General features: G+C 65.5%; 22 protein-coding genes. 13 read left to right on the top strand and 9 right to left on the bottom strand.

All coding sequences use genetic code 11. From position 1 onward, the window contains the following. Positions 1 to 345: 345 nt before the first annotated feature. The 12 genes from ACFQU0_RS06295 (at position 346) to accD (ending at position 13,435) form a co-directional block, all read left to right on the top strand. Complete coding sequence (locus tag ACFQU0_RS06295; RefSeq protein WP_382199312.1) at positions 346 to 1,284, top strand: LysR family transcriptional regulator; 939 nt, start codon at positions 346 to 348, stop codon at positions 1,282 to 1,284. Between the two features lie 29 nt (positions 1,285 to 1,313). Further along, on the top strand, positions 1,314 to 2,765 hold the full coding sequence (leuC, locus tag ACFQU0_RS06290; RefSeq protein ID WP_382199311.1) for a 3-isopropylmalate dehydratase large subunit: 1,452 nt from the start codon (positions 1,314 to 1,316) through the stop codon (positions 2,763 to 2,765). Positions 2,766 to 2,776: 11 nt separating this feature from the next. Beyond that, positions 2,777 to 2,905: an entericidin A/B family lipoprotein gene (locus ACFQU0_RS06285; RefSeq protein ID WP_382199310.1), complete on the top strand. Its 129-nt coding sequence runs from the start codon at positions 2,777 to 2,779 to the stop codon at positions 2,903 to 2,905. Continuing rightward, positions 2,906 to 3,550: a 3-isopropylmalate dehydratase small subunit gene (gene leuD / locus ACFQU0_RS06280; protein WP_382199309.1), complete on the top strand. Its 645-nt coding sequence runs from the start codon at positions 2,906 to 2,908 to the stop codon at positions 3,548 to 3,550. A gap of 9 nt (positions 3,551 to 3,559) precedes the next feature. Then, a complete protein-coding gene (leuB, locus tag ACFQU0_RS06275; protein WP_382199308.1) occupies positions 3,560 to 4,630 on the top strand; it encodes a 3-isopropylmalate dehydrogenase in 1,071 nt (356 codons plus the stop codon). A 256-nt stretch (positions 4,631 to 4,886) separates the two neighbouring features. Further along, positions 4,887 to 6,017, top strand: a complete 1,131-nt coding sequence (gene asd, locus ACFQU0_RS06270; RefSeq protein WP_382199307.1) for an aspartate-semialdehyde dehydrogenase — start codon at positions 4,887 to 4,889, stop codon at positions 6,015 to 6,017. 140 nt (positions 6,018 to 6,157) lie between these two features. Beyond that, complete coding sequence (locus ACFQU0_RS06265; protein WP_382199306.1) at positions 6,158 to 8,821, top strand: FimV/HubP family polar landmark protein; 2,664 nt, start codon at positions 6,158 to 6,160, stop codon at positions 8,819 to 8,821. A gap of 1 nt (position 8,822) precedes the next feature. After that, the gene (gene truA / locus ACFQU0_RS06260) at positions 8,823 to 9,611 is read left to right on the top strand and encodes a tRNA pseudouridine(38-40) synthase TruA (RefSeq protein ID WP_382199305.1); all 789 of its coding nucleotides are present in this window, start codon (positions 8,823 to 8,825) and stop codon (positions 9,609 to 9,611) included. An 8-nt stretch (positions 9,612 to 9,619) separates the two neighbouring features. After that, positions 9,620 to 10,279 carry a phosphoribosylanthranilate isomerase gene (locus ACFQU0_RS06255; RefSeq protein WP_382199304.1) on the top strand — a complete coding sequence of 220 codons (660 nt, stop codon included), beginning with the start codon at positions 9,620 to 9,622 and terminating at the stop codon, positions 10,277 to 10,279. 56 nt (positions 10,280 to 10,335) lie between these two features. Next, the gene (gene trpB / locus ACFQU0_RS06250) at positions 10,336 to 11,619 is read left to right on the top strand and encodes a tryptophan synthase subunit beta (protein ID WP_382199303.1); all 1,284 of its coding nucleotides are present in this window, start codon (positions 10,336 to 10,338) and stop codon (positions 11,617 to 11,619) included. Next, on the top strand, positions 11,616 to 12,425 hold the full coding sequence (trpA, locus tag ACFQU0_RS06245; RefSeq protein WP_382199302.1) for a tryptophan synthase subunit alpha: 810 nt from the start codon (positions 11,616 to 11,618) through the stop codon (positions 12,423 to 12,425). Before trpB ends, trpA begins: the two co-directional genes overlap by 4 nt. A gap of 131 nt (positions 12,426 to 12,556) precedes the next feature. Then, the gene (gene accD / locus ACFQU0_RS06240; protein ID WP_382199301.1) at positions 12,557 to 13,435 is read left to right on the top strand and encodes an acetyl-CoA carboxylase, carboxyltransferase subunit beta; all 879 of its coding nucleotides are present in this window, start codon (positions 12,557 to 12,559) and stop codon (positions 13,433 to 13,435) included. A 35-nt stretch (positions 13,436 to 13,470) separates the two neighbouring features. Here accD and ACFQU0_RS06235 read toward each other — a convergent pair whose 3' ends face one another. Continuing rightward, the gene (locus ACFQU0_RS06235) at positions 13,471 to 14,187 is read right to left on the bottom strand and encodes an aspartate/glutamate racemase family protein (protein ID WP_382199300.1); all 717 of its coding nucleotides are present in this window, start codon (positions 14,185 to 14,187) and stop codon (positions 13,471 to 13,473) included. 5 nt (positions 14,188 to 14,192) lie between these two features. After that, complete coding sequence (locus tag ACFQU0_RS06230; protein WP_382199299.1) at positions 14,193 to 15,818, bottom strand: ABC transporter substrate-binding protein; 1,626 nt, start codon at positions 15,816 to 15,818, stop codon at positions 14,193 to 14,195. Between the two features lie 157 nt (positions 15,819 to 15,975). Here ACFQU0_RS06230 and ACFQU0_RS06225 point away from each other — a divergent pair, with 157 nt between their 5' ends. Further along, positions 15,976 to 16,671: an LON peptidase substrate-binding domain-containing protein gene (locus ACFQU0_RS06225; protein ID WP_382199298.1), complete on the top strand. Its 696-nt coding sequence runs from the start codon at positions 15,976 to 15,978 to the stop codon at positions 16,669 to 16,671. Here ACFQU0_RS06225 and nagZ read toward each other — a convergent pair whose 3' ends face one another. From nagZ to rnc, 7 genes are all read right to left on the bottom strand, one after another. Next, positions 16,672 to 17,757 carry a beta-N-acetylhexosaminidase gene (gene nagZ, locus ACFQU0_RS06220; RefSeq protein WP_382199297.1) on the bottom strand — a complete coding sequence of 362 codons (1,086 nt, stop codon included), beginning with the start codon at positions 17,755 to 17,757 and terminating at the stop codon, positions 16,672 to 16,674. 52 nt (positions 17,758 to 17,809) lie between these two features. Beyond that, the gene (locus tag ACFQU0_RS06215) at positions 17,810 to 18,259 is read right to left on the bottom strand and encodes a fosfomycin resistance glutathione transferase (protein ID WP_382199296.1); all 450 of its coding nucleotides are present in this window, start codon (positions 18,257 to 18,259) and stop codon (positions 17,810 to 17,812) included. Beyond that, the gene (gene acpS / locus ACFQU0_RS06210) at positions 18,256 to 18,666 is read right to left on the bottom strand and encodes a holo-ACP synthase (protein WP_382199295.1); all 411 of its coding nucleotides are present in this window, start codon (positions 18,664 to 18,666) and stop codon (positions 18,256 to 18,258) included. Before acpS ends, ACFQU0_RS06215 begins: the two co-directional genes overlap by 4 nt. Positions 18,667 to 18,754: 88 nt before the next feature. After that, positions 18,755 to 19,507 (bottom strand): pyridoxine 5'-phosphate synthase, encoded by a 753-nt coding sequence (locus ACFQU0_RS06205; RefSeq protein ID WP_382199294.1) that lies wholly within the window; start codon positions 19,505 to 19,507, stop codon positions 18,755 to 18,757. Further along, positions 19,504 to 20,298, bottom strand: a complete 795-nt coding sequence (gene recO / locus ACFQU0_RS06200; protein WP_382199293.1) for a DNA repair protein RecO — start codon at positions 20,296 to 20,298, stop codon at positions 19,504 to 19,506. The genes ACFQU0_RS06205 and recO overlap by 4 nt, the downstream gene beginning before the upstream one ends. 91 nt (positions 20,299 to 20,389) lie before the next feature. Continuing rightward, positions 20,390 to 21,427: a GTPase Era gene (gene era, locus ACFQU0_RS06195; protein WP_382199292.1), complete on the bottom strand. Its 1,038-nt coding sequence runs from the start codon at positions 21,425 to 21,427 to the stop codon at positions 20,390 to 20,392. Further along, the gene (gene rnc / locus ACFQU0_RS06190) at positions 21,427 to 22,107 is read right to left on the bottom strand and encodes a ribonuclease III (RefSeq protein WP_382199291.1); all 681 of its coding nucleotides are present in this window, start codon (positions 22,105 to 22,107) and stop codon (positions 21,427 to 21,429) included. Before rnc ends, era begins: the two co-directional genes overlap by 1 nt. Positions 22,108 to 22,110 lie beyond the last annotated feature (3 nt).

Genomic DNA, 22,110 nt, shown 5'->3' with positions numbered 1-22,110 from the left:
TTGGCCTGCGACGCTCGTGTCCCCCGCCGGCTGCGCCGGCTCCTCCTTTACCTCGCTTTGCAGGCCACCCTCTCTGTACAAGCAGCAAACGTGTGGGCAAACCTACAGTCGCGCACAACCACCACCGCTGACTGAGGGTGCCGGGTGGCCCACGCAGTGAGGTAAAGGAGGAGCCGGCGCAGCCGGCGGGGGACACGAACGAAGTGGGCCGCCCGGCGCCCTCGGTCCGCCGACCCTGCGCGCCAGGCATCCAAAGCCAACACCCCAGCCATCACATTTCGATACGGCTAAGCCAACACAAAAGGCAGAAAATACACACCCCATCGCCAATCGCGATGAAACCCCATGCTCTCCGAACGCAACTTCGCCCGCCAGATCGACCTCACCTCGCTGCAGCTCTTTGTGGCGGTGTGTGAACTCGGCAGCATCGGCCGCGCAGCCGAACGGGAGTTCATCGCCGCCTCCGCCGTCAGCAAGCGTTTGTCGGACCTGGAGGCCACGCTGGGCACTCAGCTGCTCTACCGCCACGCACGCGGTGTGCGCCTGACCCCCGCTGGCGAAAGCCTGCTGCATCACGCACGCAGCATGATGTTCAGCCTGGAAAAGATGCAGGCCGAACTCAGCGAATACGCCGACGGCGTGCGTGGCCACGTGCGCATGCACGCCAGCATCTCGGCCATCGTGCAATTTCTGCCCGAAGACCTGGGTGCCTTCACCCACGCCCACCCCCAGGTCAAGATCGACCTGGAAGAGCACCTCAGCGCCGAGGTGCTGCGCGCGGTGCAGGAAGGTGCGGCCGACATCGGGGTCTGCAATGGCGCGGCCGGCACGGGCGAGCTGCAGACGCTGCCTTACCGCCAGGACCAACTGGCCCTGGTGATGCCACTGCAACACCCGCTGGCGAACGCGCCAGAACTCCCATTTGAAGCAGCCCTCGATTTCGACCTGGTGGGCCTGCACACCAACAGCTCCATCCACCAGGCCATCCACCAAGCGGCCACGCAAGCTGGCCGATCGGTGCGGCTGCGCATCCACGTCACCGGACTGGACGCCATGTGCCGCATGATCGCCAACGGCCTGGGCCTGGGCGTGATGCCGCTGCGTGCCTTCGAGCTGATGCGCGCCACCGACACGCTGCACGCCGTGCCGCTGACCGATGCATGGGCTGCGCGGCAACTCATGTTGGCCGCACGTGATTTCTCCACCCTGCCTGTGACCGCCCGCCTGCTGGTGGACCACCTGCAAGCCCGCGCGAACGGCATGCCTTCCGCCCACGCCGCATAAAATCTTTTTCTCCCCAACGAGGTACGCCCATGGCACGCACGCTCTACGACAAGATCTGGGACGAACACGTCGTCCACACCGAAGAAGACGGCACCGCCGTGCTCTACATCGACCGCCACCTGGTCCATGAAGTCACAAGCCCGCAGGCTTTCGAAGGCCTGCGCGAGGCCGGCCGCAAAGTCTGGCGCATCAGCTCCATCGTCGCCACCGCCGACCACAACACCCCCACCACGGGGTGGGAGCAGGGCTACGACGGCATCACCGATCCGATCAGCAAAGAGCAGATCACCACGCTGGACAGCAACATCAAGGAATTCGGCTCGGCGGCCTACTTCCCCTTCCTGCACAAGCGCCAGGGCATCGTGCACGTGATCGGCCCCGAAACCGGCGCCACCCTGCCCGGCATGACGGTGGTGTGCGGCGATAGCCACACCAGCACCCATGGCGCCTTTGGCGCGCTGGCACACGGCATCGGGACCAGCGAGGTGGAGCACGTGATGGCCACGCAGACGCTGCTGGCCAAAAAGGCCAAAAACCTGCTGATCAAGGTCGAAGGCCAGCTCGGCAAAGGCGTGACCGCCAAGGACGTGGTGTTGGCCATCATCGGCAAGATCGGTACCGCCGGCGGTACCGGTTACACCATCGAATTCGCCGGCAGCGCCATCCGCTCGCTGAGCATGGAAGGCCGCATGACGATGTGCAATATGGCCATCGAAGCCGGTGCCCGTGCGGGTCTGGTGGCGGTGGACGAGAAGACCATCGAATACGTGAAAGGCAAGCCGCTGTCGCCAGGGTATGACCCACAAACCGGCCGGTTTGTGGGGGGCGCGGAGTGGGACCAAGCCGTGGCTTACTGGAAGACGCTGCACTCCGACGCGGACGCGCAGTTTGACGCCGTCGTTGAACTCAAGGCCGAAGACATCGTGCCGCAGGTCACCTGGGGCACCTCGCCCGAGATGGTGCTGGGCGTGGACGCCAGCGTACCCGACCCCGACAAGGAAAAGGACGCCAACAAGCGTGGCGCCATCGAGCGTGCACTGACCTACATGGGCCTTCAGCCCGGCAAGCCGCTCAACGACATTTTTGTCGACAAGGTGTTCATCGGCTCTTGCACCAACAGCCGCATTGAAGACATGCGCGAAGCCGCCGCCGTGGTCAAGAAGCTGGGCCAGAAAGTGGCCAAGAACGTGAAGCTGGCCATGGTGGTGCCGGGCTCTGGCGTGGTGAAGGAACAGGCCGAACGCGAAGGCCTGGACCAGATCTTCAAAGCCGCCGGCTTTGAGTGGCGCGAACCCGGCTGCAGCATGTGCCTGGCCATGAACGCCGACCGCCTGGAGCCGGGCGAGCGTTGCGCGAGCACCAGCAACCGCAACTTTGAAGGCCGCCAGGGTGCGGGCGGTCGCACCCACCTCGTGTCCCCCGCCATGGCGGCCGCTGCGGCCGTGCATGGCCACTTCGTCGATGTCCGTCAATTCGCCTGAAAGGAACCCAGATGAAAACCATCGCCACCCTGATCGCTGCCGCCTTCCTGCTGGCCCTGGCCGGCTGCAACACCATGGCAGGCATTGGCAAAGACGTGCAAAAAGCCGGCTCGGCCGTTGAAAACGCAGCGAAGAAATAAATGCAAAAGTTCACCATTCACCAGGGCGTGGTCGCGCCCATGGACCGCGAGAACGTCGACACCGACGCCATCATCCCCAAGCAGTTCCTCAAGTCGATCCGCAAGACGGGCTTTGGCCCCAACCTGTTCGACGAGTGGCGCTATCTGGACAAGGGCGAGCCGGGGCAAGACCCCGCCTCGCGCAAGCCCAACCCGGACTTCGTGCTCAACCAGCCGCGTTACCAAGGCGCGTCCGTGCTGCTGGCGCGCAAGAACTTCGGTTGTGGTTCGTCGCGTGAACATGCGCCCTGGGCCATCGACCAGTACGGCTTCCGCGCGGTGATCGCACCCAGCTTCGCCGACATCTTCTTCAACAACTGCTTCAAGAACGGCCTGCTGCCCATCGTGCTGAGCGAGTCGCAAGTGGCCCAGTTGTTCGACGAAGTCCACGCCTTCCCAGGCTACCAACTGACCATCGATCTGGAGCGCCAGGTCATCGTCAAGCCTCAGGGCGAAGAAATCCCGTTTGACGTGCAGCCCTTCCGCAAGTACTGCCTGCAGGGCGGCCTGGACGACATCGGCCTGACCTTGCGCCACAAAGACAAGATCCAGGCATTTGAAGCCAAACGACTCGCCACCAAACCCTGGTTGGCCCACACCCTGTAAGCACATCTCATGAAAATCGCAGTTCTTCCTGGTGACGGCATCGGCACCGAAATCGTGGCCGAAGCGGTCAATGTGCTCAATGCGCTGGGCCTCAAGTTCGAGATGGAGCACGCCCTGGTGGGTGGGGCCGCTTTTGATGCCCACGGCCATCCGCTGCCCGAGTCCACGCTGAAGCTGGCCATGGCCAGTGACGCCGTGCTGTTCGGCGCCGTCGGCGACTGGAAATACGACAAGCTCGACCGCCCGTTGCGCCCCGAACAGGCCATCCTGGGCCTGCGCAAGCACATGGGCCTGTTTGCCAATTTCCGCCCGGCCATCTGCTACGAGCAGCTGGTGGGCGCCTCCAGCCTCAAGCCCGAGCTGATCTCTGGCCTGGACATCCTCATCATCCGCGAGCTGACCGGCGACATTTACTTCGGCCAGCCGCGCGGTCGGCGCACCGCCGTTGACGGCCACTTCCCGGGCACCGAGGAAGCCTTCGACACCATGCGCTACAGCAAGCCCGAGATCGAACGCATCGCCCACGTCGCCTTCCAGGCCGCGCGCAAGCGCAACAAGAAAGTGACCAGCGTGGACAAGGCCAACGTGCTGGAAACCTTCCAGTTCTGGAAAGACGTGGTCACCGAGGTGCACGCGCAGTACCCCGATGTGGAGCTGCAGCACATGTACGTGGACAACGCGGCCATGCAGCTGGTGAAAGCGCCCAAGGCCTTCGACGTGGTGGTCACCGGCAACATGTTCGGTGACATCCTGAGCGACGAGGCGTCCATGCTCACAGGCTCCATCGGCATGCTGCCCTCGGCCAGCCTCAACGCAAAAGGCCAGGGCCTGTACGAACCCAGCCACGGCAGCGCGCCCGACATCGCCGGCAAAGGTGTTGCCAACCCGCTGGCCACCATCCTGAGCGCCGCCATGATGCTGCGCTTCAGCCTGAACCAGCCTGACGCCGCCGACCGCATCGAAGCGGCGGTGCAAAAGGTGCTGGCGCAGGGCCTGCGCACGCCCGACATCTACAGCGAAGGCACCACCAAGGTGGGCACGGCTGAGATGGGCGCGGCGGTCGTGAAGGCGCTCGCCTGAGCGCCAGCGACGCAGCGGATGTTTGTAAGGCACGGCCAAGCAAGCATCCGCTACAATCCTTTTCCATGTTTGCCGCCTACCCGTTCGACCTGAACACAACACCTGCCGCCACGGCCGGTGTGGCTGCGCGCGCAATCACCACCACCACGACCATTAAGGGCTGATCCAGCTCCGTTTCGTCGTGCGCCCTCCCTGGCCAGACGAGCCGGGGCAAACAGTCTGGTCTGTACTGTTTTTTAACTGAAAGGGCGTTGAAATGAGCAAGTTGGTAGGTTTGGTCGGCTGGCGCGGTATGGTCGGCTCGGTGTTGATGGATCGCATGGTTGAAGAAAAAGACTTCGACCTGATCGAGCCGCTGTTCTTTTCCACTTCGAACGCTGGCGGCAAGGCGCCCGCAATGGCGCGCAACGAAACCACGCTGCAAGACGCCTACGACATCGCCGCGCTCAAGCGCTGCGACATCGTCATCACCGCCCAGGGCGGCGACTACACCTCCGAGGTGTTCCCCAAGCTGCGCGCCGCAGGATGGAACGGCCACTGGATCGACGCCGCCTCCACCCTGCGCATGGACAAAGACGCGGTCATCATCCTCGACCCAGTCAACATGCCCGTCATCAAGGATGCGCTGGCCAAGGGCGGCAAAAACTGGGTGGGTGGCAACTGCACCGTGAGCTGCATGCTGATGGGCGTGGGCGCACTCTACAAAGCCGGCTTGGTCGAGTGGATGAGCACCCAGACCTACCAGGCCGCGTCGGGCGGTGGTGCCCAGCACATGCGCGAGCTGCTGACGCAATACGGCACGCTCAACGCCGAAGTGAAGGCGCTGCTGGATGACCCCAAGAGCGCCATCCTGGAAATCGACCGCAAAGTCATCGCCAAACAGCGCAGCCTGAGCGCTTCTGAGACCGCCAACTTCGGCGTTCCCCTGGGTGGCTCGCTGATCCCCTGGATCGACAAGGACCTGGGCAATGGCCAATCCAAGGAAGAGTGGAAGGGCATGGCCGAGACCAACAAGATCCTGGGCCTGGGCGCCGACTTCGGCTCCAGCGCCATCCCTGTGGACGGTTTCTGCGTGCGCGTGGGCGCCATGCGCTGCCACAGCCAGGCACTGACCTTCAAGCTCAAAAAGGACGTGCCCGTGGCCGACATCGAGGCCATGATCGCTGCCGACAACGCCTGGGTGAAAGTGGTGCCCAACACCCGCGAAGCCACCATCAAAGACCTGACGCCCGTGGCCGTGACCGGCACCATGACCATCCCGGTGGGCCGTGTGCGCAAACTGGCCATGGGGCCCGAGTACGTCGGCGCCTTCACCATCGGTGACCAGCTGCTGTGGGGCGCGGCCGAACCGCTGCGCCGCATGCTGCGCATCCTGCTGGACGCCTGACACCAGGCGCCGAACCCACGGGCGTTGCTGCAAGGCAACGCCCCAAGCCAGACAAAGGCACCGACAGAAGCCGCTTGAAAACTCAAGCGGCTTCTCAGCTTGTCACCGTAACGCGTTGATGTTATGGTGATTTATTGACAATGTTGGCCGAGGTTTACGTGCATCCATCCAAACTCAAACCGCTCCCCTCCGACGCCAGCCCGAACCCGGTTCGTGGCGGACGTTTCGGGCTGCGCCTGAGCACCCTGGCCTGCGCGGCAGCGATGGTGGCTGGTTTGCAGGTTTCCGAGGCGTGGGCACTGGCCCTGGGCCGCGCCACGGTGCAATCGGGATTGGGTGAGCCCCTGCGCGCCGAGATCGATGTGCCCAGCATCACCGCCGAAGAGGCGGCCAGCTTGAGCCTGCGCATCGGTGGCGCCGAAGCCTTCCGCGCGGCCGGCATGGACATGAACGCCATGCTCAGCGACGTGCAGTTCAACGTCGTGCGCCGCGCCGATGGACGCACCACCATCCGCCTGCAAAGCAGCCGCCCGGTCACCGAGCCCTTTCTGGACCTGATCGTGGAAGCCGAATGGGCCGCCGGCCGTCTGGTGCGCGGCTACACCATGTTGTTCGACCCGCCAGCACTGCGCGCGGCACAACAAACCCCGCCGCCCCTGCTGCCCGCAACACCACCCGTACCCGCAGCCCCTGCTGCAACACCCCGACCGGCCCCACCCGCAGCCGCAGTGACACCTGCCGTACCAGCCCCGGCGCCTGCGGCCACCCCGCCCAGACCTGCCCGCCCTGCCGCAGCTCCCGTGCCCGCCCCTGCGCCAGCCGCCGCGCCGCGCTCCGGTGGCGAGGTGACCGTGCGCGCCGGCGACACCGCTGGCCGCATTGCCGCAGCCCACAAGCCGGCCAATGTGTCGCTGGACCAAATGCTGGTGGCGCTGCTGCAAAACAACCCCAACGCGTTCATTGGCAACAACGTCAACCGCATGAAAGCCGGCGTGGTGCTCAACCTGCCGGACGAACAGCAGGCCAGCGCGGTCGATGCCGGCACAGCACGGCAAACCATCGCTGCCCAAAGCCGCGACTTCAACGAATTCCGCCGCCGGTTGGCAGGTGCGGCTGGCACGGCTCCAGCCACCGAAGGCAGCCGCGAGAGCGCGGGTCGCATCCAAACCGACGTGCAGGACAAAGCCGCCGCCGCGCCCGCGCCCGACCGCCTGACCTTGTCCAAAGGCGCGGCCGCAGCCGCAGGGCGTGAAGCCGACATCGCCAAGCAGCGCGAACAGCAGGAGGCCAGCACCCGCGTGGCCGAGCTCTCGCGCAACATCGACGAACTCAACAAGCTGCAGGGCAGCCAACCTGCGGGCGCGCCACCTGCTGCTGCTGCGCCAGAACCAGCGCCGACAAACACCGCCGCACCTGGGGTGACCGCACCCACCGTGGCGCCCGCGCCCGCAGCCGAACCTGCTCCAGCACCGGCCGCCCCGCCACCGCCACCGCCACCGCCAGCGCCGGCTCCCAGCCCCGCTCCCGCTCCAGTGGCACCAGCCTCGGACTCGGGCGACATGCTGCAAGGGCTGATGGACAACCCGCTGGTCCTGCCCGCCGCTGGCGGTCTGGCCGCGCTCTTGGGTTTGTTGGCCCTGCTTCGCTTGCGCAAAAAGAAGGCAGGTGAAACGGGTGGCTCCACCGACGAGAACGGCCAGCAAGGCGAATCCTTCTTCAGCGCCAGCGGCAACCAGCAAGCCGCAGGCGAGGAAGCGGCCGCAGGTGCGGCCTCGTCCATGATGTATTCGCCCAGCCAGCTCGACGCCGCTGGCGACGTGGACCCGGTGGCCGAAGCCGACGTCTACCTGGCCTATGGCCGCGACGCGCAGGCCGAAGAAATTCTAAAAGAAGCCGCACGCCTGCACCCAGAGCGCGTGGCGGTGCACAGCAAGCTGTTGGAAATCTATGCCAAGCGGGGCGACAAGGCGGCCATGGAGGCGGTGGCCAGCGAAATTTACGCCTTGACCAACGGCGCAGGCGACGATTGGGAACATGCCTGCCGCGTCGCACACGCGGTGGACCCCGACAACCCGCTCTACCAGATCCAAGGCGCCAGCCGCCTGTCGGCCGCCACAGTCGCCATGCCCATGGCGGCCGACGACACGCCGCCACCGCTGCCCACAGAACCCGACGCCAGTGCGGGCAAAGACGGGCTGGATCTCGACCTCGACTTCAACGATGCGCCAGCACCTGCCCCGGCGCCCGACCTCGAATTGCCGGATCTGGCCGCTGAGCTGCCTTCCGAAACGCCGCCCAGTTCGGAGGCGCCACCACCCGAAGACAGCTTCGCGGTGGACTTCGATCTGGATCTGACCGCGCCCGCTCCCGCAGCAGAAAGCCAGGCCGTGGCGCCTGCAGATGACGGCATGGGCCTGGACTTCGAACTTGATCTCGGTGCCGCCGACACGCCTGCGCCGTTGGAGCAGCCGCCCGCCGCCGTGGGCGAAAGCACCGAAGATCCGACGCTGGACCTTGACGCCTTCAATGCACTGGCCGCCGCCGAGCCCGCCGCACCTGCTGAAGCTGCGCCCTTGGAGCTGGACCTCAACGGCCTGAACCTCGATCTCGACACGCCCGCAGCCGAAGCCACATCACCGGCTGCACACATCGCTGACCCGCTGGAAACCAAACTCTCGCTGGCCGAGGAGTTCCAGGCCATCGGCGACACCGAAGGTGCGCGTTCGCTGGCCGAAGAAGTGCGCGACGAAGCCTCGGGCGAACTCAAGGCGCGCGCCGAAGCCTTCCTCTCCAGCCTCGCCTGATTTGAGAACCGCGCTCGGCGTCAGCTACAACGGCACGGCCTACCAGGGGTGGCAAAGCCAGCCCAGTGGCCGCACGGTACAGGATGCGCTGGAGCGCGCCCTGTGCAAGTTCACCACCCTGCCGCGCGTCGGCACCCTGTGTGCGGGACGCACCGATGCCGGGGTGCACGGCCTGATGCAGGTGGTGCACTTCGACACCGACATCGAACGCCCCGACAACAGCTGGGTGCGCGGCACCAACCGCTACCTGCCGCCCGACATCGCGGTGCAATGGGCCAAACCGGTGCCCGACACCTTCCACTGCCGCGCCAGCGCCACCGCGCGGCGCTACGCCTACGTGCTGCTGGAGTCGGCCGTGCGCCCCAGTGTGGACGCCGGCCGTGTGGGCTGGATCTTCCGCCCGCTGGCGCTCGACCCCATGCTGGCTGCCGCGCAACACCTGCTCGGCACCCACGACTTCAGCTCTTTCCGCGCGGCAGAGTGCCAGGCGTTGTCGCCCGTGAAAGACCTGCGGCGCATCCACATCCAGCGCCGGGGCGCCTACTGGCGCTTCGAATTCGAGGCCGACGCGTTTCTGCACCACATGATCCGCAACATCATGGGTTGCCTGATCATGGTGGGCCAGGGCCTGCGCCCACCCGAATGGCTGGCCGAAGTGCGGGATGCGCGCCGGCGTGAGGTGGCCGCCCCCACCTTCTCGCCCGATGGGCTCTACTTCGTGGGCCCTGTGTACGGCCCACAATGGGGCCTGCCCGACTCGGTCGCGGCTTTCGACTGGCTACCCGGCTGACCCCTCCCATGCATCGCACCCGTATCAAAATCTGTGGCCTAACACGCGAGGCCGACGTGGCGCACACGGTGGCCGCCGGCGCGGACGCCATCGGTTTTGTGCTCTACCCGCCCAGCCCACGCGCCGTGACCATTGCGCGCATGGCTGAGCTGGCGCGCACCCTGCCCGCCTTCGTCACCCCGGTGCTGTTGTTCGTGAATGCCGACCCAGCCGAGGTGCGCGCGGCCGTTGATGTGGCGCCTCAGGCGCTGCTTCAATTCCATGGCGACGAGACGCCGGCCTACTGTGCGCAATTCCAGCGACCCTACCTGCGCGCGGCGCGCATTCCCACCGGCCCGGCCGGTGCGGGCTTTGATCTTCTAAAATACGCGCAAGACTTCGCCAGCGCCCAAGCCATCCTGCTCGATGCCCACATCGAAGGCTATGGTGGTGGCGGTCAATCCTTTGACTGGAACGCTTTCCCTTGGTCACACCCACAACTAAACGCCAGCTCTCGCCTCGTTTTGTCTGGTGGGCTCACACCTGCAAACGTGGCCGACGGCATTCGACGCGTACAACCCTGGGCGGTTGACGTGAGCTCGGGGGTCGAGCGTGCCAAAGGCATCAAAGACCCCCAGCGCGTGACCGCCTTCATTGACGCGGTGCGCCAGGCCGACGCCCAGCGCTGAGCTTTCCGCTCGCCGCGCCCGCCGCACACTGCGGCTACCCGTTTTCGAGAACGTCCATGATTGCCTACCAACAACCCGACGCCCGTGGCCATTTCGGCCCCTACGGCGGCAGCTTCATCAGCGAAACCCTCACCCACGCCATCAACGAACTGCGCGAGGCCTACGCCAAATACCAGCACGACCCCGAATTCCTGCGCGAATTCAAGTACGAGCTGGCGCACTTCGTGGGCCGACCCTCGCCGGTCTACCACGCAGCGCGCACGAGTCGCGAGTTGGGTGGTGCGCAGATTTTCCTCAAGCGCGAAGACCTCAACCACACCGGCGCCCACAAGATCAACAACGTGATCGGCCAGGCCATGCTGGCCAAGCGCATGGGCAAACCCCGGGTGATTGCCGAAACCGGCGCCGGCCAGCACGGCGTGGCCACCGCCACCATCTGCGCGCGCTATGGGCTGGAATGTGTGGTGTACATGGGCAGCGAAGACGTGAAGCGCCAAAGCCCCAACGTCTACCGCATGAAGCTGCTGGGCGCCACCGTGGTGCCGGTCGACTCAGGCAGCAAGACGCTGAAAGACGCACTCAACGAAGCCATGCGCGACTGGGTGACCAACGTGGAAAACACCTTCTACATCATCGGCACCGTGGCCGGCCCGCACCCTTACCCCATGATGGTGCGCGACTTCCAGAGCGTGATCGGCGAAGAGAGCATCCAGCAGATGCCCGAGATGCTGGCGGCCGCCGGCTGTGCCAACCCACAACCCGACGCGGTGGTGGCCTGCGTGGGCGGTGGCAGCAACGCCATGGGCATCTTCTACCCCTACATTCCGTTTGAGAACACGCGCCTGATCGGCGTGGAAGCGGCGGGTGAGGGCATGGACAGCGGCAAACACTCCGCCTCGCTGCAACTGGGCAGCCCCGGTGTGTTGCACGGCAACCGCACCTACATCCTGCAGGACGAGAACGGCCAGATCACCGAAACCCACAGCGTCAGCGCCGGCCTGGACTACCCCGGCGTCGGCCCGGAACACGCCTGGCTCAAAGACATCGGCCGCGCCGAGTACGTGGGCATCACCGACACGGAAGCGCTGGAGGCCTTCCACTTCCTGTGCCGTACGGAAGGCATCATTCCCGCGCTCGAATCCAGCCACGCCGTGGCCTACGCCATGAAACTGGCCAAAACCATGACGCCCCAGCAGTCCATCCTGGTCAACCTCTCAGGCCGGGGCGACAAAGACATCGGCACCGTGGCCGACCTCTCCAACGCCGACTTCTACTGCCGGCCCAGCTGCCGTGGCCAGTCGGTCAAGGGCGGTGAACAAGCCATCAAGGTGACGAAATGAGCCGCATCGAACCCACGTTGAAAAAACTCAAGGAACAGGGCCGCAAGGCACTGATTCCCTACGTCACCGCTGGCTTTCCCTACGCAGACATCACGCCGTCCCTCATGCACGCCATGGTGGGTGCGGGTGCCGACATCATCGAGCTGGGCGTACCGTTTTCCGACCCCATGGCCGATGGCCCGGTGATCCAGAAAGCCGGTGAAAAGGCGCTGACGCTGGGCATTGGTACTGCACAGGTGCTGGCCATGGTGCGCGACTTCCGCAAAAAAGACGACAGCACGCCGGTGGTGCTGATGGGTTACGCCAACCCGGTGGAGCGCTACGACCTCAAACACGGCGCGGGCGCCTTCATCCGCGACGCGGCTGCGGCTGGTGTGGACGGCGTGCTGGTGGTGGACTACCCGCCGGAGGAATGCGAGGCGTTCGCCGCTGCGCTCAAAGCAGCGGGTTTGAACCTCATCTTCCTGCTGGCCCCCACCAGCACCGACGAACGCATGGCCCAGGTCGGTCGCGTCGCGAGCGGCTACGTCTACTACGTCTCGCTCAAGGGCGTGACCGGTGCCGGCCACCTGGACACCGACGCTGTTGAAGCCATGCTGCCACGCATCCGTGCGCAGGTGAGCGTGCCGGTGGGTGTGGGTTTTGGCATCCGCGACGCCGAGACCGCGCGCGCCGTGGGCCGCTCTGCCGACGCGGTGGTGATCGGCAGCAAAATCATCCAGCTCATCGAAGACCAGCCGCACGAGCGTGTGGGCATCGTGGCCGCCGATTTCCTTCGCGGCATACGAAACGCGCTGGACGCATAGCACTTCAGCCCCCACGCTCCACCGCTTTGCGGGTCGCTGCCCCCCGAGGGGGAGCGGCCTTGCTTGGGGCGGCCCGGCGCGGCGGCCCCGCACACAACGCATAATTGCGTCACCGAACGACAGGAGACCCCATGTCCTGGCTTGAAAAGCTGCTCCCCCCGAAGATTTCCCCATCCGATCCGTCTGAGCGCCGCAGCGTGCCCGAAGGTCTGTGGATCAAGTGCCCCAGCTGTGAGGCCGTGCTCTACAAGACCGATCTGGAAAAAAACCAGAACGTCTGTCCCCACTGCAGCCACCACCACCGCATCGGTGCGCGCGCACGCCTGGACGCGTTCTTGGACGCCGAGGGCCGCTACGAAGTGGGCCAGGAGGTCATTCCGGTGGATGCGCTCAAGTTCAAGGACAGCCGCAAGTACCCCGAGCGCCTGAAGGAAGCCCTGGAAGCCACCGGGGAAACCGATGCGCTGGTGGTCATGGGCGGTGCGGTGCATTCGCTGTCCGTGGTCGTCGCCTGTTTCGAATTCGACTTCATGGGCGGTTCCATGGGCTCGGTGGTGGGCGAGCGTTTTGTGCGCGGCGTGGAAACCGCCATCGAACAGAAGGTGCCCTTCATCTGCTTCACCGCCACCGGCGGCGCGCGCATGCAGGAAGGCCTGCTGTCGCTGATGCAGATGGCCAAAACCAACGCCGCCCTGACCCGCCTGGCCAAGAAGGGCCTGCCCTACGTCAGCGTGCTGACCGACCCGACCATGGGCGGTGTGTCGGCCGGCTTTGCGTTTGTGGGCGACGTGGTGATTGCCGAGCCCAAAGCGCTGATCGGTTTTGCCGGCCCACGCGTGATCGAAAACACCGTGCGCGTGAAGCTGCCCGAAGGTTTCCAGCGCGCCGAGTTTTTGCAGACCAAGGGTGCCGTCGATTTCATTTGCGATCGCCGAGAGCTTCGCGGTCAGATCGCCAGCATCCTCGCCATGCTGCAGCGCCAGAGCGCCGACGCTGTCGCCGCCGACTGAGACCCGCCCGCCTGGGCGGGATGGCTGGGCGCTGCCTACGCGGATGCGCCCAGTCGGGCGCAGGCCAGGCGGACCGCCGCGCTCACGGGGTTGACCACCCGCACAGACAACCGGGCTGACAAGCTGTCGGCCGCCGCGGCCAGCGGCCCGCCACCGATCACAATCGATTCGGCCCCATCCAGCCGCACGGCGGCTTCGCACGCCTCCAGCAAGGCGTCGGACAGGGCCTGAGGTGAGTTCACCAGGTCTTGCGGCCGGCCTCGGGTGTAGCGCACCCCGGCCAGCAGCTGCGGTGGGGCGTGCCGGTGGGCCGCCTGCACCAGGCTGTCGTGCAGTTGTGGGGTCACGGTCACGATGGCGTAACGCCGACCACCTTCGGCCGCCGCACGGATGCCGGCTTCGCCCAAGCCGGTGACAGCCTGCCCAAAAGCATGTTGAAGGGGCTGCAGACCCGGATCGCCAAACCCCGCCACGATCAGCCCATCGCAGCCACCGCGCAGCAGCTTGGGGGCGTGGTCGGCCACCCCCAGAGCCGCGCGGGCAAGGCTGTCGGGCTCGGTGATCAGCGCCTCGCCATCGGGCAGGTTGCACGCTGCCACGCCCACCCCCGGTGGCGCCACCCGACGGGCCACCGCCAGCATCAGCGCGGTGGCCTGCTGGCTGGTGTTGGGGTTCAACAGCAGCAGGCGCAAGGGCGGGCGCGGGCTGGTGCTGCCCTCCGCCATCGCTTCCTGCGGCGTGTTGGCTGGCATGTGCGTCAGTCCATGGCGATGCTGGAGAAGTCCAGGAACCAGTTTTGCGGCGGCACAAAACCCTTGACCTTGCGCGACATGGCACGTGGCGCCACATCGTGCGCAACGAACAGGAACAAGGCCTCGTTGACATACCGTTCGTGCGCCTTCTGGATCAGCGCGAGTTGCGCCTTGGTATCGAATTCGGTGCGAATGCCGTCAAACAGCGCGTCCATCTCTTTGTCGCTGTAATAGCCCCAGTTGGTGCCCTTCGGGGGCATGAGGCCGCTGTCCGCGTGGCGGATGAGCGCGGTGAAAGGGTCCTGACTGAAATAGGAGCTGTTGGTGGTGGTGGCGCCTTTGGTGGACGCGTCTTTCACGCCGGCGCGCCAGTTGGACAACAAGGCGTTCCAGTCCCGCACATCGAACTCCACCTGGATGCCAATTTCGGCCAGGTTCTGTTGGATGAACTCGTTCATCACCTGCGGCTGCATCTGACCCGAGCCGGCGAACGAGATGATGGAGCGTACCTTGAGCGGCTTGTCCTTGCTGTAGCCGGCCTGCGCCATCAAGGCCTTGGCGGCGGTCAGGTCGGTTTTGACCTCGAAGCTGGGCTTGCCAAACCACGGGCTGTTGGGCGGCACCATGCCCTTGGCCGGCACCATCATGCCGCCCAGCAGTTCCTTCATGCCTTCACGGTCGATGGCCAGGTTGGCGGCCTTGCGGATGCGGATGTCGTTCCAGGGCGAGCCCTCGATGCGGGACAAGTGCCACGGCCACACATGAGGATAGACGTTGCTCACCAGCGCAAAACCGGCGTTCTTGAGACTGGGAATGGCGTCGGGCGGAGGCGCCTCTATCCAGTCCACCTGTCCGGCCCGCAAGGCGGCCACACGGGCCGATGGATCGGGAACGGGCATGAGCACCAGTTTGTCGAGCTTGGGCACGCGGGCCTGGTTCCAGTACGCGGGGTTGCGTGCCAGCACAGCGCGCTCACGTGGCAGATAGCTTTCTAGCTTGAACGGGCCGGTGCCTGAGGGCGCGCGCAGGAAGGCATCCCAGTTTTTGCCCACCGCTTGCCACTGGGCCGGGCTGGACATGACGATCCACGCCATCTGGAAGGGCAGCAGCGCATTGACCTCGCTGGTCACCACTTCCACCGTCATGTTGTCCAGCGCCTTGTAGCTGGCCACGGTGGGAATGCGGGTCTTGCCTTGAGACGACTGCTTGGGGTCGAACTGCTCTGCCTTGGTGTTGAGGATCTTGTCCAGATTCCACACCACCGACTGGGCGTCAAACGCCGAGCCGTCGTGGAACTTCACGCCCGGGCGCAGCTTGAACACCCAACGCAGCTTGTTGGCCGGGTCCACCTTCCACTCGGTGGCCAAGGCTGGAATGAGGGAGGTGGGTTTGTCGGCGGAAGAGAGGTCGTAGCCGATCAGGGACTCAAACACCGTGTAGCCCATGAAGCGCATGCCCTCGGCCCCCTGGTCGGTCTGGCCGTTGGGCAAGGGGATGTCGGAGGACGTCATGGCCACCCGCAAGGTGCCGCCGGCCTGCGCCGCCAAGGTGGCCGCCAGCACGGCCAAACCCACCACACCGGCGCGCAAGTGGCGCACCACCCCCAGGCCCGGAGAAGTCACACGAAACATGGTCAAGTCCTTCACAAAAACGGCGGGAACGGTCCGCTTTTGCGCAGAGCCATTTTCGTGCCACGCTGCTTTCTAGAAAAACCATGGCTTGTGCTGCACCGCGTACCGGGTTGGTGCGCGCTGGCGGTGTGCCCCTTCAAAGGCGCACCAAAACGGCATGCCACGCACGCGTGTGCGCCTGCGGCACAATGCCGCTTCTATGCCCACCGACCGCGCCACCTTGCCCGCCGCCCTGCCCCTATTTCCTCTGGGCACGGTGCTGTTCCCGGGTGGCTGGTTGCCGCTGCAGATTTTTGAGGTGCGCTACCTCGACATGGTGCAGCGCTGCCACGAGCGCGGCGAGCCGTTTGGCGTCGTCACGCTGTCCGAAGGCCACGAGGTGCAACAACCGGCGCGCGATGGTTCGCCGGGCTTCGCACCCGAAGCCTTTTCAGACATCGGTACGCTGGCCCACATCGAAACGCTGGAACGCCCCCAGCCTGGGCTTTTGGTCATTGGCTGCCGAGGTGGCCAGCGCATTCGACTGCACCGCCGCGAGAAGCTCAAACACGGCCTGTGGATGGGCGACGCTGAGCCGCTGCCGGCCGACCCGGCCATGGGCATCCCCGATGACCTGGACAGCCTGCGCGAACTGCTGCTGGACCTGGGGCGCCAACTGCATGCCCAACACCCGGACGCCTTCCGACACGCGCTGGAAGGCGATCACTGGCAAGACGCGGGCTGGGTGGCCAACCGCTGGTGCGACTTCCTGCCCGAATCCAACCAAGTGAAACAACGCCTGTTGGCGCTGGACAACCCGCTGCTGCGTTTGGAGCTGGTGGGCGATCTGGTGGACAAACTGCCCCGGGCCTGATCAGGGCAACAGCGACAACGCGTGCATGTAGCGCGCTGACACCATAAGCGTGTCCCAATCGGGTGCGGCTGCGGTGGGCAACAAAGCCAGGCGGCGCTGCTCGCTGGCTTCGCTGGGCGTCCAGCGGCCGGTCAGCTGGGCACGTGCCAGCGCGTCGATCACCTCGTCGATGGCCTCGCCACCGGCCACCAGCGACTGGTTGCACAACAAGGCCAAATCACCGCCGGCATCCAGTGCAGCCAACACCGCATCGGTGAAGCTCACCGGGCGTCCGTCGATCACGCGCGCGCCGGCCATGCTGAGATCGTCACTGAACACCGCGCCCTGAAATCCCAGCCGATGGCGCAAGACGTCTTGCAGCCACACCGACGAAAAACCCGCCGGCCGGCTATCCACCTTGGGGTAGATGACGTGGGCAGGCATCACGGCGTCCAGCGTGGCCGACAGCCAGCCGTAGGGGGCAGCGTCGTCGGCCAGGATGGCTTTGAGGCTGCGTTTGTCCACCGGCACGTCGGTGTGGGAATCGGCCTTGACGAAGCCATGCCCAGGAAAATGTTTGCCGCAGTTGCCCATGCCACTCTGGCGCAGGCCATGCATGAGGTTTTGCGCGAGGGCAGCGACCACGCGTGCATCACGGGCAAACGCCCGGTCGCCAATCACCGTGCTGCCGCCATGGTCCAGGTCCAGCACCGGGGTGAAGCTGAAGTCCACACCGCAGGCCCGCAGCTCGGCGCCCAGCACGTAGCCTGCCGCAGCGGCGGCATTGCAAGCGGCCAACGCGTTGGCGCCGGGTGTGGTCTTGTCCGGGCGCAGCCACAGCTCGCCAAACGCGCGCATGGGCGGCAAATGCGTGAAGCCATCGGTACGAAAGCGCTGCACCCGCCCGCCTTCGTGGTCCACCGCGATCAGCAGATCGGCTCGCACGGCCTTGATCTCGGCACACAAGGCTGTGAGCTGGGTGCGGCTCTGCCAGTTGCGGCCAAACAGGATGATGCCGCCCACCAACGGGTGGGCCAGGCGCTGGCGGTCGGTGTCGGTCAAGACGAGGCCGGCGACATCAATGATGAGGGGTGCGTGTTGTGTCATGGATTCGGTCCGAGGGGCGACAACGGAGAGCATGGCCGATGTGGCCGTGAACTTACCGACGGTAGCAAACCCAACCATCATAGGGTTGGGCCGCTACGGCCTGAAGGCGCGTTTGCAAACTGCCCACATGCAGTTCCAACTGATGGCCGTCGGGGTCGAGCAAGTAAAGCGAATCTCCCTCGCTTTGATTGCTCCGCCAGACCCGCACCCCATGGGCATCGACCTGCTGCCGGTAAGCCTCCATATCGGCCTGATCGACTGTGAATGCGGCATGGGTGTACCCCGCTTGGGGTGGAACCGGCATCTGTGCATCGCGCGACAGACATACCCAATCGTTGCCCGCCAGCAAATACGCGCCGCGCGTCCAACGCGCGACCAACTCCAGGCCCAACACACCGGTGTAGAAGCCAATGGACCGCTCAAGATCCGTCACCGCAAAGGTCAAGTGATTGATCCCTTGAGGCCGAAGGGGACGACGACCGCTGGATGTCGTTGTGCTCATGACGAGGGTTTGGACGCCGTCGTCTCGACCACGACAAAACTCGCGGCGTAATCGGTTTCGTCGGTGACGCTGACGTGGGCGCTGAGGCCTCGGGCCTCGAACCAGGTTTTCAGTTCGCCGTGCAACACGATGACCGGCTGGCCGCTGGGCAGTTTGGCCACTTCGCAGCTGCGCCAGGTCATGGGCATGCGCATGCCCAGACCAATGGCCTTGCTGAAGGCCTCCTTGGCGGAAAAGCGCGTCGCCAGGTAGCGCAGACCACGTTCGGGCCAACGCGCGCTGCGGGCTTGCCAGGTGACAAATTCGGCGTCGCTGAGCACCTTGCGTGCGAAGCGCTCGCCGTGGCGTTCCATGCTGACGCGGATGCGCCGGACGTCACAAACATCCGTGCCGATGCCGAAAATCATACGACCCGCCGCCGGGCCGCCCCAAGGCGGGGCTGCTCCCCCTCGGGGGGCAGCGGATACACGAAGTGAGGAGCGTGGGGGCTGTTCATCACATGCAGGCCAGGTAGGCGCGCACGGTCTCGGCGTAGCCCATTTCCAACGCATCAGCGATCAGCGCGTGGCCGATGGACACCTCGGCCACACCCGGCACCCCGCGCACAAATGCACCCAGGTTGTCGCGGTTGAGGTCGTGGCCGGCGTTGACGCCCAGACCCGCGTCCAGTGCGGCCTGGGCCGCCGCGCGGTAGCGCTCCAACTGCGCGGTGCGCTCGGGGGCGTGCCAGGCAGCGGCATAGGGTTCGGTGTAGAGCTCCACGCGGTCCGCCCCCACCGCCTTGGCAGCGGCCATTTGCGCCGGCTCAGGGTCCATGAACAGGCTCACGCGGGCGCCCAGGGCGCGGGCCTGGGCAATGACCGGCTTCAGGCGTTCCGCGTCGGCCGGGAAGGCCCAGCCGTGGTCGCTGGTGAACTGGCCTTCGCTGTCGGGCACAAAGGTGAGCTGGTGCAGTGGCAGGCCACGCGCCTTGACGTCACGCGCAACGTCCAGCAGGTTGTGGAAGGGGTTGCCTTCGATGTTGTATTCGCGGTCGGGCCAGGCCTTCAGCAGCTCGCCCAGCTCGAACACGTCACCGGTGCGCACGTGGCGTTGGTCGGGGCGCGGGTGCACCGTGATGCCGTGTGCCCCTGCCTGCAGGCACAGCGTGGCGGCACGCGTGACACTGGGAATGCCCAGGTGGCGGGTGTTGCGCACCAGCGCCACCTTGTTGACGTTGACGGACAGTGCGGTGTGTTGGCGACTCATTCGGTACGGAGCTGTGGGTGATCGGCGGCGGGTGAAACGGCTGGCACGGTGAGTGCCTGCACGTCCAGCACCATCTGGCGCGTTTTGAAGACACGCACGCCGCTATGGTAGTGCAGCAGGGTGCGCAGTTGCGGGCGCAATCCATTGAGGCCCGGCAGGCAGGCCAGCAAGGTGTCGCTGAAGGGTGCATCACCGTCCAAGGCCCGTTGGATGCCCGCCCAAACGCTGCCAGGCAAGGCCTGGGCTTCACCATCCACCGCTTCGCGCAAACCGCCTTCGGGCATCAGCACATAGGGCGTGGTGGATGACACGGCGTTCGGGCTGTGGCCCAAGGTGGCCAAACCAGGCAACCAGCCCAGTTCGCGCAGCAGCAGCAACTCAAACGTGCGCAGCACCGCCGATTGCGCCACCACGCCTTCGGCCAGATGGCGCACCGCACTGGTGTAGTGGTCGAACAGCGCCTCGTGGGCATCGTCGCGCACCAGCAGGCGCATGAGCAGTTCGTTGAGGTAGTACCCCGACAGCAAGGCCTCGCCCGTGGGCATGACATGACCACCCGGCCAGTGCGCGGCTTTGAGCGTGCGCACCTCGGCATCGCCGCCCCAGTTCAGGCGCAAGGGCTGCAAGGGCAGCAGCACGGGGCGAAACTGCGAGGTGGGCTTTTTTGCGCCCTTGGCCACCAGGGCGACACGACCGTGGTGTCGGCTCCAGGTTTCCAGGATGAGGCTGGACTCGCTCCACGGGTAGCTGTGGAGGATGAAGCAGGGTTCGTCGGTGACGCGGGGGCTCATCGACCGTCAGGGCCGCCGCGCCGGGCCGCCCCAAGCAAGGCCGCACCCCCACGGGGGGCAGCGACCCGCGAAGCGGCGGAGCGCGGGGGCATCACTCGTAACCAAAAGAGCGGACACGGGCCTCGTCGTCGGCCCAGCCCGAACGCACCTTGACCCACAACTCCAGGAACACCTTGCAGCCCCAGAGTTTTTCCAGCTCGATCCGCGCTTCGGTGCCGATGCGCTTGAGTTTTTCACCCCGGTCACCAATCACCATGCCCTTGTGCCCATCGCGCTCAACAACAATGGTGGCCGCCACGCGCTTGAGGTTGCCGTCTTCCTCGAACTTGTCGATGACGACGGTGGAGGTGTAGGGCAATTCGTCACCCGTCAGGCGGAACAGCTTTTCGCGCACCATCTCGGCGGCCATGAAGCGCTCGCTGCGGTCGGTCAGGGCCTCGGCGTCGAACATCCAGGGTTGTTGCGGCAGGTACTTTTCGCAGATGCCGAAGAAGCGCGACACGTCGCGCGGGTTCTTGGCCGACATGGGCACGTACTCGGCAAACGCGTGGCGCTCCTGCATGCTGCGCAACCAAGGGGCCAGTTCACCACGGCGGTGCACCAGGTCGAACTTGTTGGCCACCAGGATGGCTGGCACGTTGGCCGGCAGCAGCGACAACACCTTGGCGTCGGCCAGGTTGAAGTGACCGGCTTCCACCACAAAAACGATCAGGTCCACGTCGTTGACGGCACCCACCACCGTTTTGTTGAGCGACTTGTTGAGGGCGTTGCCATGGCGGGTTTGAAAGCCCGGTGTGTCCACAAACACGAACTGGGTGGCGTTCACCGTGCGCATGCCGGTGATGCGGTGGCGCGTGGTTTGCGCCTTGCGTGAGGTGATGCTGACCTTCTGCCCCACCAGGGCATTCATCAGGGTCGATTTGCCGACGTTGGGTTTGCCCACGATGGCAATGAAGCCACAGTGCTGCGCTTCGGGCGGCACCACCTCGGCCTCGGCCACAGGCGCGTCATCGGCCAGGGTGGGCTCGGCACCCGGTTGCCCCAGCGCGCGCGCCAGCATCGCCTCCAGGTCGGGGTCGGTGGGCGCCGTGTTGGTTGCGTCGGCAGGTTTCGGAGATTTGGGGCTCATCAGGGCAAGGTTCTGAGGTGTTGCAGCATGGCAGCCGCTGCGGATTGTTCGGCAGCGCGCCGTGAATTGCCTATGCCACGTTCGCTTCGACCCAACTCGGCCACCTCGCATTCGACGTCAAAGGTTTGTTTGTGGGCCTCGCCCAGGGTGGCCACCACACGGTACTGCGGCAGCTTCATTTTGCGACCCTGCAGCCACTCCTGCAACTCGGTCTTCGCGTCCTTGGCACTGGCCACCATCGTGGGATTGACGTCCACCTTCTGGTAGAGCCGGCGCACCAGCGCCTGCGCAGCGTCAAAACCGGCGTCCAGATAGACCGCACCGATGATGGCTTCCAAGGTGTCGGCCAGAATAGACGGGCGCTTGCTGCCACCGGAGCGCTTCTCGCCATCGCCCAGGCGCAACAGTTGTGGCAGCCCCAGCCCCACGGCCAGGCCATGCAAGGTGTCTTGTTTGACCAGGTTGGCGCGGATGCGGGACAGGTCCCCTTCGGCCTGCTGGCTCAGTTGCCCGTACAGCCAGTCCGAAACGGCCAGGTTGAGCACCGAATCGCCCAAAAACTCCAGCCGCTCATAGTGCTCTGCGCCAAAACTGCGGTGGGTCAGTGCGCGCGACAGCAGTCTGGGCTGTTTGAAGGTGTGTGCCAGCCGCTGCTGCAGCGCCTGCAAGTCGTCGCTCACGTG

This window comes from Hydrogenophaga defluvii (assembly GCF_042665235.1).
GTDB classification, from domain to species: Bacteria; Pseudomonadota; Gammaproteobacteria; order Burkholderiales; family Burkholderiaceae_C; genus Hydrogenophaga; species Hydrogenophaga defluvii_A.
Note: the sequence above shows the minus strand (reverse complement) of the source record. Positions and strands in the feature narration are given on the sequence as shown.

What these genes read in the sequence shown, in the direction of transcription:
- ACFQU0_RS06295 (WP_382199312.1), top strand. Translation starts at nt 346, where the DNA reads ATGCTCTCCGAACGCAACTTCGCCCGCCAGATCGACCTCACCTCGCTG.
- leuC (WP_382199311.1), top strand. Translation starts at nt 1,314, where the DNA reads ATGGCACGCACGCTCTACGACAAGATCTGGGACGAACACGTCGTCCAC.
- ACFQU0_RS06285 (WP_382199310.1), top strand. Translation starts at nt 2,777, where the DNA reads ATGAAAACCATCGCCACCCTGATCGCTGCCGCCTTCCTGCTGGCCCTG.
- leuD (WP_382199309.1), top strand. Translation starts at nt 2,906, where the DNA reads ATGCAAAAGTTCACCATTCACCAGGGCGTGGTCGCGCCCATGGACCGC.
- leuB (WP_382199308.1), top strand. Translation starts at nt 3,560, where the DNA reads ATGAAAATCGCAGTTCTTCCTGGTGACGGCATCGGCACCGAAATCGTG.
- asd (WP_382199307.1), top strand. Translation starts at nt 4,887, where the DNA reads ATGAGCAAGTTGGTAGGTTTGGTCGGCTGGCGCGGTATGGTCGGCTCG.
- ACFQU0_RS06265 (WP_382199306.1), top strand. Translation starts at nt 6,158, where the DNA reads ATGTTGGCCGAGGTTTACGTGCATCCATCCAAACTCAAACCGCTCCCC.
- ACFQU0_RS06255 (WP_382199304.1), top strand. Translation starts at nt 9,620, where the DNA reads ATGCATCGCACCCGTATCAAAATCTGTGGCCTAACACGCGAGGCCGAC.
- trpB (WP_382199303.1), top strand. Translation starts at nt 10,336, where the DNA reads ATGATTGCCTACCAACAACCCGACGCCCGTGGCCATTTCGGCCCCTAC.
- trpA (WP_382199302.1), top strand. Translation starts at nt 11,616, where the DNA reads ATGAGCCGCATCGAACCCACGTTGAAAAAACTCAAGGAACAGGGCCGC.
- accD (WP_382199301.1), top strand. Translation starts at nt 12,557, where the DNA reads ATGTCCTGGCTTGAAAAGCTGCTCCCCCCGAAGATTTCCCCATCCGAT.
- ACFQU0_RS06235 (WP_382199300.1), bottom strand. Translation starts at nt 14,187, where the DNA reads ATGCCAGCCAACACGCCGCAGGAAGCGATGGCGGAGGGCAGCACCAGC.
- ACFQU0_RS06230 (WP_382199299.1), bottom strand. Translation starts at nt 15,818, where the DNA reads ATGTTTCGTGTGACTTCTCCGGGCCTGGGGGTGGTGCGCCACTTGCGC.
- ACFQU0_RS06225 (WP_382199298.1), top strand. Translation starts at nt 15,976, where the DNA reads ATGCCACGCACGCGTGTGCGCCTGCGGCACAATGCCGCTTCTATGCCC.
- nagZ (WP_382199297.1), bottom strand. Translation starts at nt 17,757, where the DNA reads ATGACACAACACGCACCCCTCATCATTGATGTCGCCGGCCTCGTCTTG.
- ACFQU0_RS06215 (WP_382199296.1), bottom strand. Translation starts at nt 18,259, where the DNA reads ATGAGCACAACGACATCCAGCGGTCGTCGTCCCCTTCGGCCTCAAGGG.
- acpS (WP_382199295.1), bottom strand. Translation starts at nt 18,666, where the DNA reads ATGATTTTCGGCATCGGCACGGATGTTTGTGACGTCCGGCGCATCCGC.
- ACFQU0_RS06205 (WP_382199294.1), bottom strand. Translation starts at nt 19,507, where the DNA reads ATGAGTCGCCAACACACCGCACTGTCCGTCAACGTCAACAAGGTGGCG.
- recO (WP_382199293.1), bottom strand. Translation starts at nt 20,298, where the DNA reads ATGAGCCCCCGCGTCACCGACGAACCCTGCTTCATCCTCCACAGCTAC.
- era (WP_382199292.1), bottom strand. Translation starts at nt 21,427, where the DNA reads ATGAGCCCCAAATCTCCGAAACCTGCCGACGCAACCAACACGGCGCCC.